Consider the following 16537-nt stretch of genomic DNA (forward strand, 5'->3'; position numbering starts at 1 on the left):
GATTTCATCGCGACGGGTCACCGTCACGCTGCCGCTCAAGTCACCGGCAGCAATGCGTTGGGCCATGGCGATGACACTGCGCAGGGGGCCGACGATCAGGCGGGTAATGAGCAGAGAAGCGATCACCCCGACGATCAGGGCGACGATGGACGAACCGATGATCTGCAGCGAGTTGAGCTTGAGTTCACTGGCCATGGACTGATCTTCAGCGGCATAAGCCTGATCCACCTGCTGCACGACCTGCCTGGCGTTGGCCGCCAGTTGCAGGGAGACCTTGGCTTCGTCACTGAGCAGGCCAGTGTATTCGTTGAGTTTGTCGCTGAAGTTGACGATATGGGTGCCAACTTCGCCCAGTACGGTGAGGTAGCCATCGTCCTTGATCAAGCCCTTGAGCTGTTCGGCGATGACCTTGGCCTGCTCAGCCTGTTCGATCTTGCCGGTCTTGGCTTCATCGCCGCTGCCGGTCTTGCGACTCTGGTCCAGACGCACCCGCGCCTCGTCCATGGCCTGCATCATCAGCTTGGAGACCTGGCTGACCTGATTGGCCTGCTCAATGAACTCACTGCCGCTTGCGCCGTTGGATTTCTTCAGTTCATAGGTGCCGTCATCGTTGAGGCCCGATTGCAACACATCGAGGTTGTTGGCCACGCTGGAGACCGACCAGGCGGCCATTTCCAGCGCCAGGTCCTTGCTCTGGCTGATCGACACGAACTGATCGAAGGACTTGCGATAGTCACCCAGGGCCTGCTGTACCGCAGTCATCATCGATTGATTGTTTTTCGACTGGCCCTTGAGCTCTTCGGCCAAGGCGTTCAGATCCTCGATGCCCTTGTGCAGTGCGTCGACGGTCTTGGGGTTGCTGTGCAGGGCGTATTCCTGTTCGAGCAGACGCACCTTGAGCAGGCCGCTATTAAGATTCGACATCTGCTGCAGACTGTCGACATGCAGGCTGATGTTTTTCAGGGACCAGACACCAATAGCCGCAACGACTGCGGTCAGGAGCAGGACCAGGGTAAAGCCCAGGGCCAGCTTTTTAGCCATTCCCAGGTTAGCGAAGCGTGCTTGCACGGCCGAAATCATAGCGCTCATCCCCGATCGAATACTCACGGCACATTGACCAACGAATCAGGCCACCAAATCTGGCCATTCAATAATCGTGCAGATTCACGCCGGGGCAAAGGCAAAACAAGTCTCTGACGCCGGAATAATGGCAAAAAGCTACGTCAAGGTCGCTTTCAGGACAGTGGCCCGGTCGGGCCGATCAGTCCTGTGGATTTGCGCCGATTTTCATTGCCCGGCGCAAGCCACTAGCAAGGTGCCAGCTTCGACATCCAGTGTAGCTTCGCACCCCAAAGGCACCGCAATATTCTTCTGTTCATGGCCGATCGACAGGCCACCCAACACAGGAATACCCAAGCCGCACAGGCGCTCTCGCAAAACATCGGAGGGGCTGATGGAGCCCTTCATGCCGGATGGTTCGCTGAACTGGCCGATGGCAATGCCCGCCAGGCTTTGCAGGATGCCGCAGTTGCCCAGTTGGGTGAGCATGCGGTCGACCCGATACGCCGCCTCACCGACATCCTCAAGCAACAGGATGGCGCCGCGCAGGTCCGGCATGAACGAGGTGCCGATGGAGGTGCAGAGGATGCTCAGGTTGCCGCCCAGCAACAGGCCCTGGGCGCGGCCCGTCGTGCGTACAGAGAAGGTCGCCTCGGCGGGATCGGCTTCGATCCGCACCGCTTCGGTGCTCATCAGGGCATGGCGGATGCTGCGCGTGAAATCATCACCGCGCTCCAGTTGCGTCGATACCGGGCCATGCACCGAAACCAGCCCGGCCTGGGTCCACAGGGCCGTGTGCAAAGCAGTGATATCAGAAAAGCCGATGACCAGCTTGGGGTCACGGCGTACCGCAGCGAAATCCAGCTGCTGGACGATACGTTGCATGCCGTAACCGCCACGATTGCAGAAGATACCGCGAATTTCCGGATCGGCCAGAGCCGCATTCAGGTCGGCGAGCCGATCCTCGTCGGTTCCGGCAAAAAATGCGTGGCGGTCCAGAGCGTGGGGGTAAACCCGTGGTTGCAAGCCCCAACTTTTAAGCACTTGCACGGCAGACTCGATCTTGTCGGCAGGCACCGGCCCGGCGGGAGAAACCAGTGCGACGGCATCCCCAGGGCGCAATACGTTGGGACGCAGGATGGGTAAGGTCTTGCCAGGCATTTGAATAAGTCCACTAGATGAGTGAAGCGACACTGTAGGCGATGCATTGCAACGGTTACAGGGGCGACTTCAACTGTTGTTGTCACTGCTCTTGTCCGCGCGGCTTCGGCTTCTGCTTCCCTGCCAACGCGTAACACTCTTGCTCAGCCAATTGATAAAGCCGCCCGGTGGCGGGGCCACGGGTTTGCTTTCCAGCATCGAAGCCCGCGCCTTGGCCCGGAAGCGCGCCAGGCCGGCCAGGGCACCGCGCAGCTCGGCATGCTCCTTGATCCAAGGCTCCAGGTCCTGATAGTCGATACGATAGATCATGCAATCGGTCATGGCGCAGAAGCGCGCCATGCTCGGCGACTGGTCGACAAAGCCGGTCTCGCCCAGCAACTCCCCCGGCCCCATGCGCCCGACTTCCTGCCAGGTCTCGCCCTGCTCCACCGACACCGAAACCACTCCCGACTCGATGATGTACAGTGCCTGCGGCACCACGCCCTGGGCCAGCACCACCTCGCGGGCGCCGAAGGCATGCAAACGCATGTTGCGCTCAAGCCCGGCCAGGTCGGCCTCGCTGAGCATGCGCAGAGCGCTGACGGTATTGAGCACCGCCAGGGAACGGGTCGTCGGTCGAGCCTGATCCTGACGGATATCGGTGGCGGCGAGCTGGCGGTAGATCAGGTCGTGCAACTGGTTGCTCACCGCTGAACGCCGATCACGGGATTTCACATAACCGGTGACCTGGTACTGCACGCTGCGCAAGCCGGACTTGAGCACGACCGCACCCGGTGCCGGCTTGGCCAGCAACTCGCGACTGCCTTGCAGCGCCTTGTCGATGGAGTCCAGCACCAGACTGGGCCGCAAACGCACCGGCAACTCGATGTTCAGGGTGATGGAGTGATAGTGATCGGGACGACTGAAGTTGACGATGCGGTTCTTCGCCGCGATGGCGTTGGGAATCACCACCATGCTGCCCTCGGCGGTCAGCAGATGGGTGGAACGCCAGTCGATTTCCACCACCTTGCCTTCGGTGTCATCGACCTTGATCCAGTCATCGACCATGAACGGTTTGGTGGCGTTGAGCACAATCCCGGAAAATACATCGCTGAGCGTGCTCTGCACCGCCAGGCCGAGAATGATCGCCACGGCTCCGGACGTTGCCAACAAGCCTTTGACCGGTAGATCGAGGACATAAGCGGCGGCAGCCACGGCGGCCACCAGGAAGATAATCGCACCGAGCACATCCTGCAGCAGGTGGCCCTTGCCGCCGATGCGCGGCTCCAGAACCAGTCCGGTGAGAATGGTCAGGGTGCGTGCACCCAGCAGCCACCAGGCGATGCTCAGAATCGCAGACAGCGCGTGCCGTGATACCGGCAGGTCCGCTGGCACCACATTCAACGGGCTCAGACCGGCGTTGGTCAGGCACATGCTGAACACCAGGAACAGCCCGAGGCGCAGCAGCACCTTCCAGCGTAACCAGCGCGGCTCCAGGTTGTGCCAGAGGAGCAGGTCGACGACCAGCAGCAGCGAAGCACTGGTCAGCGGATAAGCGACCCACGGAAGATCCATCGACTTGCTCCATCCCGGCGTTACTGGATTGTGGCTAACGTCGCAGCTTAACCGAGAGCCCGGAGCGGAGCGAGAGCGTCAACGTCACATGGCTGTCAGACCACCATCCACCGCCAGGGCCTGGCCGGTAGTGAAGGCGGCGTTATCGCAGCACAGGTACAGCACCGCCGTGGCGATTTCCTCGACCTTGCCGATACGCCCGACCGGATGCATGGTGGCGGCGAACTCACCCTTCTTCGGATCGGACTCATAGGCACGGCGGAACATATCGGTGTCGATGACCGCCGGGCACACGGCGTTGACGCGGATTTTCTTCTTCGCGTACTCGATGGCCGCCGACTTGGTCAGGCCGATCACCGCATGCTTGGAGGCGCTATAAATACTCATCTTCGGCGCAGCCCCCAACCCCGCCACCGACGCGGTATTGACGATGGCACCGCCGCCCTGGGCCAGCATCAGCGGCAACTGGTACTTCATGCACAGCCAGACGCCCTTGACGTTGACGCCCATGATGGCATCGAACTCGGCCTCGCTGCCTTCGGACAGACGCCCCTTCTCGATCTCGATTCCGGCGTTGTTGAAGGCGTAATCCAGACGGCCGTACGCGTCGATTACCGACGCCATCAGGCTCTGCACCTCGGCATCCCGGGTCACGTCGCAACGCACGAACAAGGCCTCGCCACCCGCCTCGCGGATCAGCGCGGCCGTGCCTTCGCCACCAGCGGCATCCAGGTCGGCCACCACCACCTTCAAGCCCTGCGCTGCGAACGCCAGCGCCGTCGCCCGGCCAATGCCCGCCGCTGCGCCGGTAACCAGAGCCACTTGACCGGAAAACGTCATGCTCATCGCCTTCATCCTTTTTATCGTTGTGGGAAGTTGGCGAGAGTCTAGACAGGGTCAGGGCCTGTCGGTCAGCACTATCAAGGTGTCGGTTAGGACCTCATGAATCATGGTGATTAAGCCTGCACCGCTTCATCATCCATCTGGATCACCGCACATTCGCCGCAACCGCCCTGCTTGCGTCGCGCCCATAGCGGGGCTTCAATCAGGCCTTCGCCTTATTTTCGAGGAACTGCCATGACCGCCCAGACCAATCGTCAATTCCTGCTCGCCCGGCGCCCCGTTGGCCAGGCCAGCCGGGAAGACTTCACCTTCCAGGAAGTCCCGGTTGCCGAGCCGGCGGATGGCCAGGTGCTGCTCAAGAACCGTTACCTGTCCCTGGATCCTGCCATGCGCGGCTGGATGAACGACAGCAAGTCCTATATCGCCCCGGTGGCGCTGGGCGATGTGATGCGCGCCCTCGGCGTGGGTGAAGTGATTGCCTCGAAACACCCGCAATTCGCCGTGGGTGATTATTTGCAGGGTGCCGTCGGCGTGCAGGACTACTTTCTCGGTGACCCCAAGGGCCTGCACAAGGTCGACCCGAAACTGGCACCACTGCCGCGTTACCTCTCGGCACTGGGCATGACCGGTATGAGCGCCTACTTCGCCCTGCTCGACGTCGGCGCGCCGAAACGCGGCGATACCGTAGTGATTTCCGGCGCGGCCGGTGCGGTGGGCAGCGTTGCCGGGCAGATCGCCAAAATCAAGGGTTGCCGGGTCATCGGCATCGCAGGTGGCGAAGAGAAGTGCTACTCGCTGATCAACGAACTGGGCTTCGACGGCGCCATCGACTACAAAAGCGAAGACCTGCACACCGCCCTGAAACGCGAATGCCCCAACGGCGTGGACGTGTTCTTCGACAACGTCGGCGGCGATATCCTCGATGCCGTACTCAGCCGTCTGGCCCCCAAGGCTCGAGTGGTGATCTGCGGTGCAATCAGCCAGTACAACAACACCACGCCGGTCAAAGGCCCGGCCAACTATCTTTCGCTGCTATTCAACCGCGCACGAATGGAAGGCTTCGTCGTCATGGACTACGCCCCGCGCTTCGCCGAGGCGGGCCAGGAAATGGCGGGCTGGCTGGCCCAGGGCAAACTCAAGAGCCGCGAACATATCGTCGAAGGCCTGGAAACTTTCCCTGAATCTTTGCTGAAACTGTTCAGCGGGGAAAACTTCGGCAAACTTGTGTTGAAGATCTAAGCAGCCACTAACGAATCGAGCGCCCATGCGCTCATTCGTTGTGTTGGATTATTCGCTGGCCTTGAACGTCAACTCGCCTTTGCGCCACTTGGCTGCTTTGGCGGTTGCCGCCTTCAGCGTCTTGGTCAAGCCGCCCTGCAATTGTTCGGGACCGGAAAACACCATCATCACGGTATGACCTTCCTTGAAGACAATACCCGTGCCGTCTGCCGTCGAGACAAAGGCGTACTCACCCAGCCCATAGACGGTCAATTTGACTTCGCGAAACTTCAATTCGAACTTGCCGCCCTCACGGCTGGGCAATACCGCCGCACGAAAATGATCGCCGACCTTGAGCTCCAGGCGTGGCTTGTCGTCCACTACCAGTGCGGTTTCGGTATCGATCTCGGCAATATAAATACCTTCGGCGGTTTGCTCGCACACATAAACGAAGCGCGACTGGAATTGCTTGACCAACTTGGCCCGAAGGTCGCCCAGCACGAACAGCGCGTGCGTATCCAGATTACTGACTGCCAAAGTACCAACCCCCAAACATAACAAATGATGCTGTCCAGCCAGCCATGGACCACGGACAGTGGAAAAATACGGAATCGGCCCCTTCGCCGCCTCAGGCCCGGGCAAGGCCACAGGACTCAGCCATCAAAAGCATGCACGCTCAGGCGCACTGTCCACCGCTGCATCGGCAGCAGACATTGACTGGTTTTGACAGCGACGGGTTATTCAGTCGGCTCAGGGCCGTCATGGTGATGCGCATCCTGCAAGACACGCACACTATCACTTACCACCCGGCTGAAAAAGAGCACAGATTCACCAGTGATTATCAGGCAGGAATGAAAGACTGAACTATCGGGCATGCCCCATGCTCACATTTGACGTACGGGTGCATCAACCCAACGCCTCAAGGAGACGACATGAATACTGATACTCCAACACTGAGCCTGCTGTTCGATCAACTGGGATTGCCTAGCGATAAGACAGGCATAGAAGATTTCGTCCGCACTCATTCGCCGCTGCCCAATGACGTGAAGCTGTCGGAAGCCGATTTCTGGACACCTCAACAGGCAAAGCTGCTGAAGGATGAAATAATTGAAGACGCTGAATGGGCACCGGTGGTGGACGAACTGAATGTGTTGCTGCACAAGAAATGATCACAAACCTGCCAACGTGACTTGATGATTTGGAACCGAATGTCTGGGGACCGCCTTGGTGGCGATCGAGTGTGTAGCAATCGCAACACCATCGCCACCAAAACAGCCCTCACAACCACGCTTAGCCCCTAACCTCAGCTAGATCTGATTCGGATGGCGTATGCGACCTCCCGGCTGCGGCGCATGCACGAACCACATCTGACCCAAGCGACCGCTGCGCCCGATCAGACTGTGCCAGTGCGCCGAACGATGAATGTAGCGATGACGCAGCATGCGCTCTTCACGGGCATCGAGCGCATAGTCAGCACCCCGGGCATAACGAATCAACTTGGCGTTGATATCGAACAGCTCCGGCAGCAACTGCAGCTCATGCTGCCCGCCAATCGGGGCGAAGGGCACACCTTCGTCGCAGGCCAGGGCGTGCATCACCCGCAATGACACCAGGGCCAGATGGCCGAATACCTGACGCCGCAGGCAACACGCCGCCACCACCGATTTGAGCCCCAACGAACAGCGTCCACGTAAACGGGTCGTCTCCTCTTCGGCACACTCTACCTGCAACGAAGCCAGCGGATCTTCAGGGTCCAGCCATTGCCCGGCATCCAGTGCCTGCAGATCTGCCTGGGCCTGAATCCAGGCAGATGTCGACTCTTTGGGCGTGCCACAGCTGACCACACAACGTCGGGGACGGGTCACCAGAACCTTTTCCCTGATCTGCGGGTGATAACCCCCGCCAATATCCGAGTGCACCCCAGGCAGCAGGATCTCCCGAGGCCATTGCGGGGCAATACTGTTGAGGGCGAAATTGCGCCGCTGCTCATCCCGCGCCACCAGATGCAAAACCTGCTGTGCACAGCCCGGCGGCAGATACAGGTTGACCTGACTGTTCGTGGAGTCCCGCACATTGCCCATGTCCAGCAGACCGGCGACCGCAGCGACGGTGTCGAACAGCCCGATGACCTTGAGCTGCACAGCGTCATCACCCCAGGCGAAGCCCTCACTGAATGCGCTGGCGTAACGGTTGAACAGTGGATCCAGCCCACCCTTATCCCGTTTCAGCACTTCATTGGCAAAATGCCGCGCCGAGGCCGCACCGCGACTGAAGCCGAACAGGTCCAGTTCAAGACGTGCGATGCAGCAATCCGGGTTATGCGTCCTGAACGCGTCCAGACAGCGACCGAGCTTTCTGATTGCCTGTTCTGCCTTGGCGACCACTCCTGTAGAACCCCGGCCAAAACTCTGCCCCGGCCATAACGAATCACCGCCTTTGGAAGTTGTTCCGACGCCGCTGATATAAACAGGCCAATACACATTTAACTGCCCCGCTTGCTGAACGGCTTTCGGCCGGTCCGGATATAATTCAAACAACCAGGCTATATTGCTCAGCGCAGTGGCATAACTGCTGAGGGGATTATCGCGACAGCCCCGACACTCAATAATATGCTCGTACTCATTGACTTCAGCCATGGCGCGGCAATCGGCACCAATACGACTATTGACCCGATTGTTTCCCGTGCCGTCAAAAAACAAGCCGACGCGCACGACCACCGCCGATGCGATAGCGGCTGACGAAGCCCCTGTCACCTGTACTTTCCTTGTACTTTCCATGATTGCTTCCCTTTTGTGCGCGACGATGAAGCTCGCCGCCAACATCAAAATCCTTATTAAGTTTAATATATTGATACACAGCAAAAGAACGTCAAGTAGAAACCTTACATATCAGAAAGCTCCTACATCAAACCAAGGTAAAACTTATAAAAAACAAAAAAGCGTTCAACGTAAATAAACAATTCAAATGCAGCATTAATTTCCGCAACCAATGCACCTAATCCCGTTTTCCATAAAAAGAAAAGCCCCGCTCGCGAAATAATCGCGAACAGGGCCGGATTGCCGCTTAGTGGCTGTTCAGCGCTTGGCGGTGGCCGCTCCCTCGGGCTTATAACCCATACGCAAACCGCCCCAATGCCGCCCCTTGATCATGATAGGCACCGACAGGTCATGCATCAGCTCTCCTGTATCACGGGTGTAGGTCTGCAACAGCACGGGCTTCTGATGGCTGCCGCAGCGAATGCCGGTGCGGTCGTCGAATTTGCGCTTGCTGCGGCTGCGCACCATATCCACTGCAGGATCCCCCGTTGGCGCTTCGGCAAAAGCATTGTTATGGGTGGGCACATAGCCTTGAGGCGTACAGGCGATGGCAAAGACCAGCCCCTCATGGCGTGGCAGCAGGGGCTCCTGGATCGCCGGGAGGACCTGATCGGTATAACGATCAAAGCGGGTCTGATACTTGGCTGGCACCGTCTTGGCGATTGGCTGGTAGCTGCGGTCGAACAGGTCTTCCAGGCTGACCCGGCCCTGATCGATATCCTGCTCGAACCTGGCAGCAATCTGCGCCACCCCTTCCCGGGCCAGGTCGTAGATACGCTGGTGATAATCGTCCAGGCCCACCTCGGCCAGGCGCTCGCTGATGGTTTCCGCCTGTCCTTCCATCTGCACGGCGGTCTTGGCCAGATGACGAGTCTGCTCGTCGCTGATAGCCAGGTCGCTGCGCATCTGCTGCACCGCGACGAAAAGACTGGCGAGTTGCTCCTGATTGGTCTGCGCGCCCAGGGCGATCTCACTGACCTCACTCTCTACGCCAGCGGCCAGGCGGGCGATATTTTCCAGCTGCGCGCCGGTGTGTTCGACTTGCTCAAGACCGCTGTCCAGATCGCTGGACAGCTGACGAATCTGCTCCACCACCTGCCCCGTGCGCAGTTGGATATCGGCGACCATCTGCCCGACCTCCTCGGTCGCACTGGCGGTTCGCGCCGCCAGTCCACGAACCTCATCGGCGACTACCGCAAACCCGCGCCCATGCTCACCGGCACGGGCGGCTTCAATGGCCGCGTTCAAGGCCAACAGATTGGTCTGACTGGCGATGGACTGGATCACCAGGGTCACGCGCTGGATCTCTTCACTGCGCTGGCTCAGGGCCTCGATCAGCTCGCGACTGCCCACCGCACGCTTGCTCAACATGCGCATGCGCTCAATGGACTCGGCCAGCACGCCGCTACCGGCAGCGCTGCTGTGCCTTGCCTCCGTGGCCGCAGACAGCGCCTGCTGACTGAGCAGCGAGGTCTGATGCTCGGTAGCGATCATGGCATCGGCGCTGCTGACGATCTTCTCTGCCGCATCAAGCTGGGACTGCACCTTGCCAGCCAGCTGCCGCACGGAAAACGCCACCCCGGCGGCGGATAGCGCGTTATGACTGGTGGTGTAGGACAAATCCCGGGTCAGGCGGGCAATACCGCCGTCATCCGCCTGCCTGTCGACAGCGGCCGGACGCGCCGCGAAAACCCGCGGCAACCAGACCGCCACGAGCACGATCGGCACTGCCAGATAGAGAGACAGCCCCCATAGAACCACGGCCACCAGCACCAAGCACAGCACTAGAGTCTGCACGACGGGCATTAGCCAACCCAGGGCACGGGCACTGCCAGCCCCATCGCCGGACTCGCCCGGCACGGGCAGCGACCCCAGCAACGATCCGTTTGCCATATGCCTCACTCCCTCTGTTTTATCGTTATTTGTACGGATTAAACGTCAGATACCGGCACGGCGCCATGAGTCGTTAGTTGTAGCCCATTAAGATGGAGAATAGGCAACATTACACGCTGTGCGAAGCGCATCGGTAGCATGGGCGAATGGCGACACAATAGAGAGGGCCTGCAGGCGCTCTCTGACATGCAGCTCTGCGCGGTAAACGAAGGTCTGCGAATGCGGGACCAGACTTCAGCCCGCAACGCGCCTCTTTGGCCAAGACCGGTTCAGAAAAAAATCGCGCTCGACAAAATGTGCACCCGGTTGGAGTGCGTACCTGCTTCGAGCGCCTCCCTTGATTGCCCTTTTGTTCTTCTCACAAGTCTGAGCGTCGCAGCCAAAGCACATAAGTATTCCGCAGCCACCCCCATATACGTCGCAAATAAATTATTTTGCGTTAGATATATATCACTTTAATCGCATAAATACTGTTACTTGCAGCTCATACATTCACAAGGAAGCTTTGTATGAGCAAGAACGGAAGTCGATTCGATGAAAACGGCGAACTTAATATTCCGGTTACCTATGACCCCAACGAGGTAAGGGGAGAGGGGAGCGGCACGACAGGAAGAGGCGGCTCGGGAAACAGAAAACCCAGCCGCCCTGAGGAATATACAGGTAAATCAACCATTCGCTGGTCTACAGGACGCAACGGTCCAAAGGATGGGTTCCATCCAACTTTCGGCGAACCCAATACGTTGATATTTGCTGCGGATACGGAAATAGCAGAGTTAACAGCTGCTGCCGATAGAGAAGCAGAATGGGCTCTTGCCAACCTCCATCACATTGTCGAAAAAGAAATAGCCGCTGTCAGCGGAGGAGACAATGCGGAAAACAAAAAAGCAATTGACGACCTTATAAATAGAAAAAGGCTAGACATCCAGAACAACACGAAAATTTTCACGAAAAGTTTTGGTGCAAACCCATTAGGTAAACCAGTCACCCTGCTCTCCAGAGACTTTTTCTATAACCGTACCTGGGATCAAGGCGAGATAGCCAATAATTTTTACGAATGGGACGAAGCTTATCGAGCTGCAAAATCGATTCAGATTCTTGACGCAAAGATCCATATTCTCAATCAACATTCCAATACGCTTGGCGATGCCATAGCAAAAATCAATAAAGCTGAAGCAGAGAGAGAGGCAGCCCAACGCCAGGCGGATGCACGACAACAAGCAATGGAGGCGAGCCATAAAGCCGAAGCAGCACGACAGCGCGCCGAACAACAAGTTAAAGAAACAGCAATAAAAACAGAGACCACTTCCCAGGTAAACGCAGCAATCAAGGCAGCCATCGCTGCGCCTGCGACAGCGCCAAAGAACGCGGCAGAGGCAGGCCGACTGGATCAACGTATATCCGACGTACTCAAGGCAGCGGCTCTGGTTAAACACCTTGGCCCGCAGGTCGCTGCGTTCGCAGTCGGCATGGGATTCCCTTCCGGCCTGGGTAACGGTGAACGTCCAGCTGCAGCTAAGACCATGCCGTTGACACAATTGGGCCTGACAAACGTCACCCATCTGCGTGAGCTGGCAAATACCAAAGGCACCATCAATGCCCCCCATCGTTTGCGATTCGACACAACCGCCGAATCACCGCCCCAGTGGCTACGCACCGATGGAGTCAATGTACCAGGCGAAGTTCGCGTACGAAACGTCCTACATAATACCCAGAACAATATCTATGAATTTACTCGCGACGGCGAAGATCAACCTGCGCTGATCTGGACTCCAATCGTTCATCCGGGTAACAGCTCTACACACTCACCGGCTACACCACCCGAACATCCAGGTACCCCCGGTTTTCCGGCGACCCCTGCTTCACCGGAATTAGAGATATATCCGGAAGCCGACCCTGAGTTTCTGGACGATTACATCCTGATCTTTCCGGATGACTCCGGGCTGGAAGCGCAGTATGTAATGTTCAAGAGCCCACGGTACTTGCCTGGAAAGGCAAGCGGCCAAGGGAAAAACATATCAGGAAAATGGTCAGATAACTTAACACATGAAAAAGGCGCTTATATCCCATCCAACATTGCTGAAAAACTACGAGGAAGAAACTTCTCCCGTTTCGACAAATTTAGAGAGGCGTTCTGGACTGAGGTGGGTAGAGACCCAGAACTTATGAATCAATTCTCCCCTTTCAATCAAGAGAAATTACATGCGGGAAAAGCTCCTAATGTCAAGGAAGGAGAAAGCGGGTCCAGAAGTGAGGTTTTTGAACTTCATCACGTGTGGGAAATCCAGGATGGCGGGCCCGTCTATGACATGGACAATATAATACTACTAACGCCCAGCGCACATAAAGAAATCACGGCAAAAAATAGAGACTTACGAAAACATCAAGAAGGCGAAACCAATGACTAAATATAACTCAATAACTGATTACACCGAACAAGCATTCATTGACTTCATGAAGTCGATCTATAATGAATGTAGCGCGAAGACAGACCATGAACTTCGCAAGCTATTAACACACTTCCGCAGCATAGTGAAGCATCCTGCTGGTACCGATCTTATCTTCTATCCTGATACAAATGCAAATGGCACGCCAGAAGGTATCACAATGGTAATCAAGAAATGGCTGGCAGAGAACGGCAAGCCCGGATTTAAAGAAGACTAATCACATGAAAAAAACAATCAATACAGGAAATCACAGAACAAGAGTTTTTATATTTTGTAAAAAATATGCAACTCTGACTATCCGACAGAATATCAACAAACGAAGGCCGTTCAGCTATTCAGAGATCTAAGCGAGCACCCGTATGGTTCCGACTTAATTTACTTCCCCAAAGGTATGAAAGACGACACCCCTGAAGGCATCGTTGCAAAAGTAAAACAATGGCGCGCCGAAAACGGTAGGCCGGGATTCAAAGACAGTTAACTAGAGACTTTGGGGGCGGATTCATAGCGCCCCCAACCCTAAAATATCTTTATTTCCAGTCAGGATTAATAACTCATGCAAGAATTCAATCACCACTTCCAACAACTCCCCAACTTTATTCAGTCCGAACTCACCGGGTACGTCGGCTCCTGGAGCGGTTTAACACTTATTCAAATTTCGACTCGCCATATCGCTGCCGCAGACTACTGGATTGCGAAAAAGAACGCTCACTATCGACATAAGCCCAACCGTTCCAACAGGTTCGGCAACGGCCCCCTTAGCAAGCAAAAGATGGAAGAATTAAAGGCTTCGCTTGACCCCAGCTTAGGTCCCCGAGGTAGAGCCAGTTTAATATTGGCTGGATGGCAGTCCAGATTGACAGCAGAATCTATCCGTTACCTGACCCAATTCAAAAACAGCCTCCTGCCTATTCAGGCACGAGCGCAAGCGGAAGAGGCAGCCCACCACCGAGCCCGGCAACAGGCAGAGGAAGCCGCCCGTCAATTGGCCCAGCGTCAGGCTGAAGAAGCAGCCCGACAATTGGCACAACGCCAAGCCGACGAAGCTGCACGCCAATTGGCCCGGGAGCAGGCTGAGATAGCCGCTTTAGCGGTCATACGCCCTCGTATCGTGGAGCTTGCGGTCAAACAGCTACTAGAGCGGGTAAAAGCGCCCCGTAGTGAAAACAGCAAAACGCTCGTGGCACAGTCCTCAGGCAACTTCGTTGTATCGGTAACAGGACCCAGGGCCATGAATAGCGCCTTATCCGCAGCCGAGCGTGACATCCGCTCGGCCATAGCGGATTTCTGCCAAGCTACCGGACCACGACTCGACGCATTCAGTGCCATGCTGTATGCCTTTAAACAGAACGGCGTGGATACGCAACGCCTCGGCGAAGCCTCTTTACAGCCTTGACAAAAACACCCAGACACAAGAACGCCGGGGGCCATCCATTGATGGCCCCCGGCGTCGGACAGACAAGCAGTGGATCAGCGGCGGCTATCAGGCCTGGCGCTGGTGCTTGTCGATCTGCTCGTGACGCTCTTGCGCCTCGATGCAATATTTGGTGGTCGGGCTGATCAGCAGGCGCTTGAGCCCGATAGGCTCGCCGCTGTCGTCGCACCAGCCGAAACTGTCATCGGCGATACGCGCCAAGGCCATTTCCAGCTGTGGGAGCATGCGCTGATCACGATCGATGACATTGACCAGCCAGTGGCGCTCTTCTTCAACGGAAGCAGCGTCAGCCGGGTCGGCAGGTGTATCCAGGCTCTCGATGGCAATGCGGCTCTGCTCGATGCGCTCGTGGATTTCGACCTTCATGCCCTGCAGCAGCTCGACGAAGAAAGCGTGCTGTTCGGCATTCATGTAGTCATCGGCCGGCATGGCCAGCAACTTTTCCTTTGTCATTGATTTCTCTATAAAAAAAACGTGCATTAAGGCGATTTAGGGAGCGGCTCGTCGTTGCCGTAAAAGCGCCACAGTCTCCAAGCGCCACCTGGCACTCAATTTACGAGGGGCGGCAGTCTAAGGCCGGCTTGTGTCATCGGCAACCTAATTGACGCGATTGGACGCAAAAGCCTTGCAGCGCGGGGCTTTGAGGGCATCCATGGCGTTCGGTTCCAGCCAGGTGATAAAAACACAAAAAGGGCCGAAATCGGCCCCTTTGGGATGTTTGTCTGCTCCGAAGACTGCTCAGGCTTCTGATGACAACCTTGAATATAAGCATCCATGCCCACAAAGGTAAAGCCTTTGCCAGAATTCAAACATATCGCGCCTACAAAACCACCACCCGCCCTTCCAGCGCACTCAGGCGCGCCGCGTCCAACACCTGCGCATTCGCCAGGACTTGCGCAGCCGTTACCGGATTGCCGCTCTGCCCGGCCAAAGCCCGCTGGAATGCTATATAGAAGGACAACCACTCACCCCGCTGCGAGGGAACCCGTTCGCGCCGCTCGCCCTGCGCAAGCCATCCCCAGCAGTCTTCGGCTTCGACGCCCCAGCCTTCGCCCTCGGATTTTGGCGTCAGACCTGCCAATACGGCAGCTTCCTGACCGTCCAGGCCATGAATGCTGTAACAGCCCTCACTGCCGCTAAGGCGAAAGCGCGGCCTGGGTGTGTTCTGCAGGCAACTGCCCGACAGATGCGAAACAACGCCATTGCGGTGAGTCAAGGCTATAAAGAAGCCGTGATCGACGCTTTGTTGCGGGCTGGCGTATTGCAACTCGGCGTACACCCTGGCGACAGGACCGAACAATTGCAGGGCCTGATCCACCAGATGGCTGCCCAGATCAAGCAGGACCCCGCCTCCGGCCAGCTTGCCTACGGAGCGCGGCGAATAACGCTCTATGCTCGACTCGAAGCGACTGATAACGCCCAGGACGCTGTCGGCCAACAGTTTGCGCAGGGTAAGAAAATCCGAGTCCCAGCGGCGGTTCTGATAGACGCTGAGTAACACCCCGCGCCGTTCAGCCGCCTCCAGCAGCTCCTGGGCCTGAGCAGCGTCGGCACTGAAAGGCTTATCACTGACTACAGCCAGGCCAAGCTCGATCGCCTCGAGAATCAAAGCCCGCCGCGTCGCCAGCGGAGTGGAAATAGCCACCGCCTCGACACCGGCTGCGGCAAGTTCCGCGAGGCTGTCAAAGGCCGCTGCCCCGGGGTGATCCGCCAGCAGTTCCCGGCGGCGCTCGACGGAGCGTGTCACTACGCCGACAAAGGTCGCGTCCGGCAGGCTGGCGATCAAAGGGGCATGAAAAAACCGTCCGCCCTTGCCGTACCCGACTAATCCAATGCGCATGGTTTACTCCCTGTCGTTGCTTGAATCGGGCTGGAAGAATACATAGATACAGCCCTTTAAGGGCGACAGCTAAAAGCCATAATAATTCCTATACAGATCCTATACAAAACCACTACAAACCCTGTTGACCCAACCCCTTCGATCGCCGACTATATTGACGCCAAGTTTCCGCCACAAAGGGCGTAAAATCGGGCGTTTCCCGGATGTTACCGAGAATGATTCTTCCCAACCCACCCAAAGGAATGGACCGCTGTTACAACTAAAATACTATCTACAA

At 57.2% G+C, this 16537-nt stretch carries 14 protein-coding genes and 1 pseudogene; 6 read left to right on the forward strand and 9 right to left on the reverse strand.

Features of this window, described 5'->3' with window-relative positions:
- Positions 1–15: 15 nt before the first annotated feature.
- The 4 genes and pseudogenes from AC1Z24_RS22945 to AC1Z24_RS22960 all read right to left on the reverse strand — a co-directional run.
- Positions 16–1089, reverse strand: a pseudogene (locus AC1Z24_RS22945) (MCP four helix bundle domain-containing protein); the annotation flags it as partial.
- 198 nt (positions 1090–1287) lie between these two features.
- The gene (locus tag AC1Z24_RS22950) at positions 1288–2220 is read right to left on the reverse strand and encodes a S66 peptidase family protein (RefSeq protein ID WP_483742838.1); all 933 of its coding nucleotides are present in this window, start codon (positions 2218–2220) and stop codon (positions 1288–1290) included.
- 69 nt (positions 2221–2289) lie between these two features.
- Positions 2290–3774, reverse strand: coding sequence for a mechanosensitive ion channel domain-containing protein (locus AC1Z24_RS22955; RefSeq protein ID WP_483742839.1), 1485 nt, complete (start codon positions 3772–3774; stop codon positions 2290–2292).
- 84 nt (positions 3775–3858) lie between these two features.
- Positions 3859–4620 (reverse strand): SDR family oxidoreductase, encoded by a 762-nt coding sequence (locus AC1Z24_RS22960; protein WP_483742840.1) that lies wholly within the window; start codon positions 4618–4620, stop codon positions 3859–3861.
- A 231-nt stretch (positions 4621–4851) separates the two neighbouring features.
- Here AC1Z24_RS22960 and AC1Z24_RS22965 point away from each other — a divergent pair, with 231 nt between their 5' ends.
- Positions 4852–5856, forward strand: a complete 1005-nt coding sequence (locus tag AC1Z24_RS22965) for an NADP-dependent oxidoreductase (RefSeq protein ID WP_483742841.1) — start codon at positions 4852–4854, stop codon at positions 5854–5856.
- A gap of 48 nt (positions 5857–5904) precedes the next feature.
- Here AC1Z24_RS22965 and AC1Z24_RS22970 read toward each other — a convergent pair whose 3' ends face one another.
- The gene (locus AC1Z24_RS22970; protein WP_259102212.1) at positions 5905–6372 is read right to left on the reverse strand and encodes a hypothetical protein; all 468 of its coding nucleotides are present in this window, start codon (positions 6370–6372) and stop codon (positions 5905–5907) included.
- Between the two features lie 395 nt (positions 6373–6767).
- Between AC1Z24_RS22970 and AC1Z24_RS22975 the strand changes: the two genes are divergently transcribed.
- Entirely contained in the window at positions 6768–7004 is a 237-nt protein-coding gene (locus AC1Z24_RS22975; protein WP_483742842.1) for a DUF2789 domain-containing protein, read from the forward strand.
- A gap of 138 nt (positions 7005–7142) precedes the next feature.
- Here AC1Z24_RS22975 and AC1Z24_RS22980 read toward each other — a convergent pair whose 3' ends face one another.
- Both AC1Z24_RS22980 and AC1Z24_RS22985 read right to left on the reverse strand, forming a co-directional pair.
- Entirely contained in the window at positions 7143–8612 is a 1470-nt protein-coding gene (locus tag AC1Z24_RS22980) for a T6SS phospholipase effector Tle1-like catalytic domain-containing protein (protein WP_483742843.1), read from the reverse strand.
- 297 nt (positions 8613–8909) lie between these two features.
- Positions 8910–10544, reverse strand: coding sequence for a methyl-accepting chemotaxis protein (locus AC1Z24_RS22985; RefSeq protein WP_483742844.1), 1635 nt, complete (start codon positions 10542–10544; stop codon positions 8910–8912).
- Between the two features lie 509 nt (positions 10545–11053).
- Between AC1Z24_RS22985 and AC1Z24_RS22990 the strand changes: the two genes are divergently transcribed.
- From AC1Z24_RS22990 to AC1Z24_RS23005, 4 genes are all read left to right on the forward strand, one after another.
- A complete protein-coding gene (locus AC1Z24_RS22990; RefSeq protein ID WP_483742845.1) occupies positions 11054–12949 on the forward strand; it encodes an S-type pyocin domain-containing protein in 1896 nt (631 codons plus the stop codon).
- The gene (locus tag AC1Z24_RS22995) at positions 12942–13205 is read left to right on the forward strand and encodes a bacteriocin immunity protein (RefSeq protein WP_483742846.1); all 264 of its coding nucleotides are present in this window, start codon (positions 12942–12944) and stop codon (positions 13203–13205) included. Before AC1Z24_RS22990 ends, AC1Z24_RS22995 begins: the two co-directional genes overlap by 8 nt.
- A 63-nt stretch (positions 13206–13268) precedes the next feature.
- A complete protein-coding gene (locus tag AC1Z24_RS23000; protein WP_483746693.1) occupies positions 13269–13466 on the forward strand; it encodes a bacteriocin immunity protein in 198 nt (65 codons plus the stop codon).
- Positions 13467–13541: 75 nt separating this feature from the next.
- Positions 13542–14381 carry an ATP synthase subunit B family protein gene (locus tag AC1Z24_RS23005; RefSeq protein WP_483742847.1) on the forward strand — a complete coding sequence of 280 codons (840 nt, stop codon included), beginning with the start codon at positions 13542–13544 and terminating at the stop codon, positions 14379–14381.
- Positions 14382–14468: 87 nt separating this feature from the next.
- On the opposite strand, the gene AC1Z24_RS23010 is transcribed toward AC1Z24_RS23005, so the two are convergent.
- Together AC1Z24_RS23010 and AC1Z24_RS23015 are read right to left on the reverse strand one after the other, a co-directional pair.
- Positions 14469–14873: a TraR/DksA family transcriptional regulator gene (locus AC1Z24_RS23010; protein ID WP_259102222.1), complete on the reverse strand. Its 405-nt coding sequence runs from the start codon at positions 14871–14873 to the stop codon at positions 14469–14471.
- A gap of 367 nt (positions 14874–15240) precedes the next feature.
- Positions 15241–16260 (reverse strand): Gfo/Idh/MocA family protein, encoded by a 1020-nt coding sequence (locus tag AC1Z24_RS23015; protein ID WP_483742848.1) that lies wholly within the window; start codon positions 16258–16260, stop codon positions 15241–15243.
- Between the last annotated feature and the right edge of the window lie 277 nt (positions 16261–16537).

It is taken from the genome of Pseudomonas sp. JL23 (assembly GCF_056933585.1).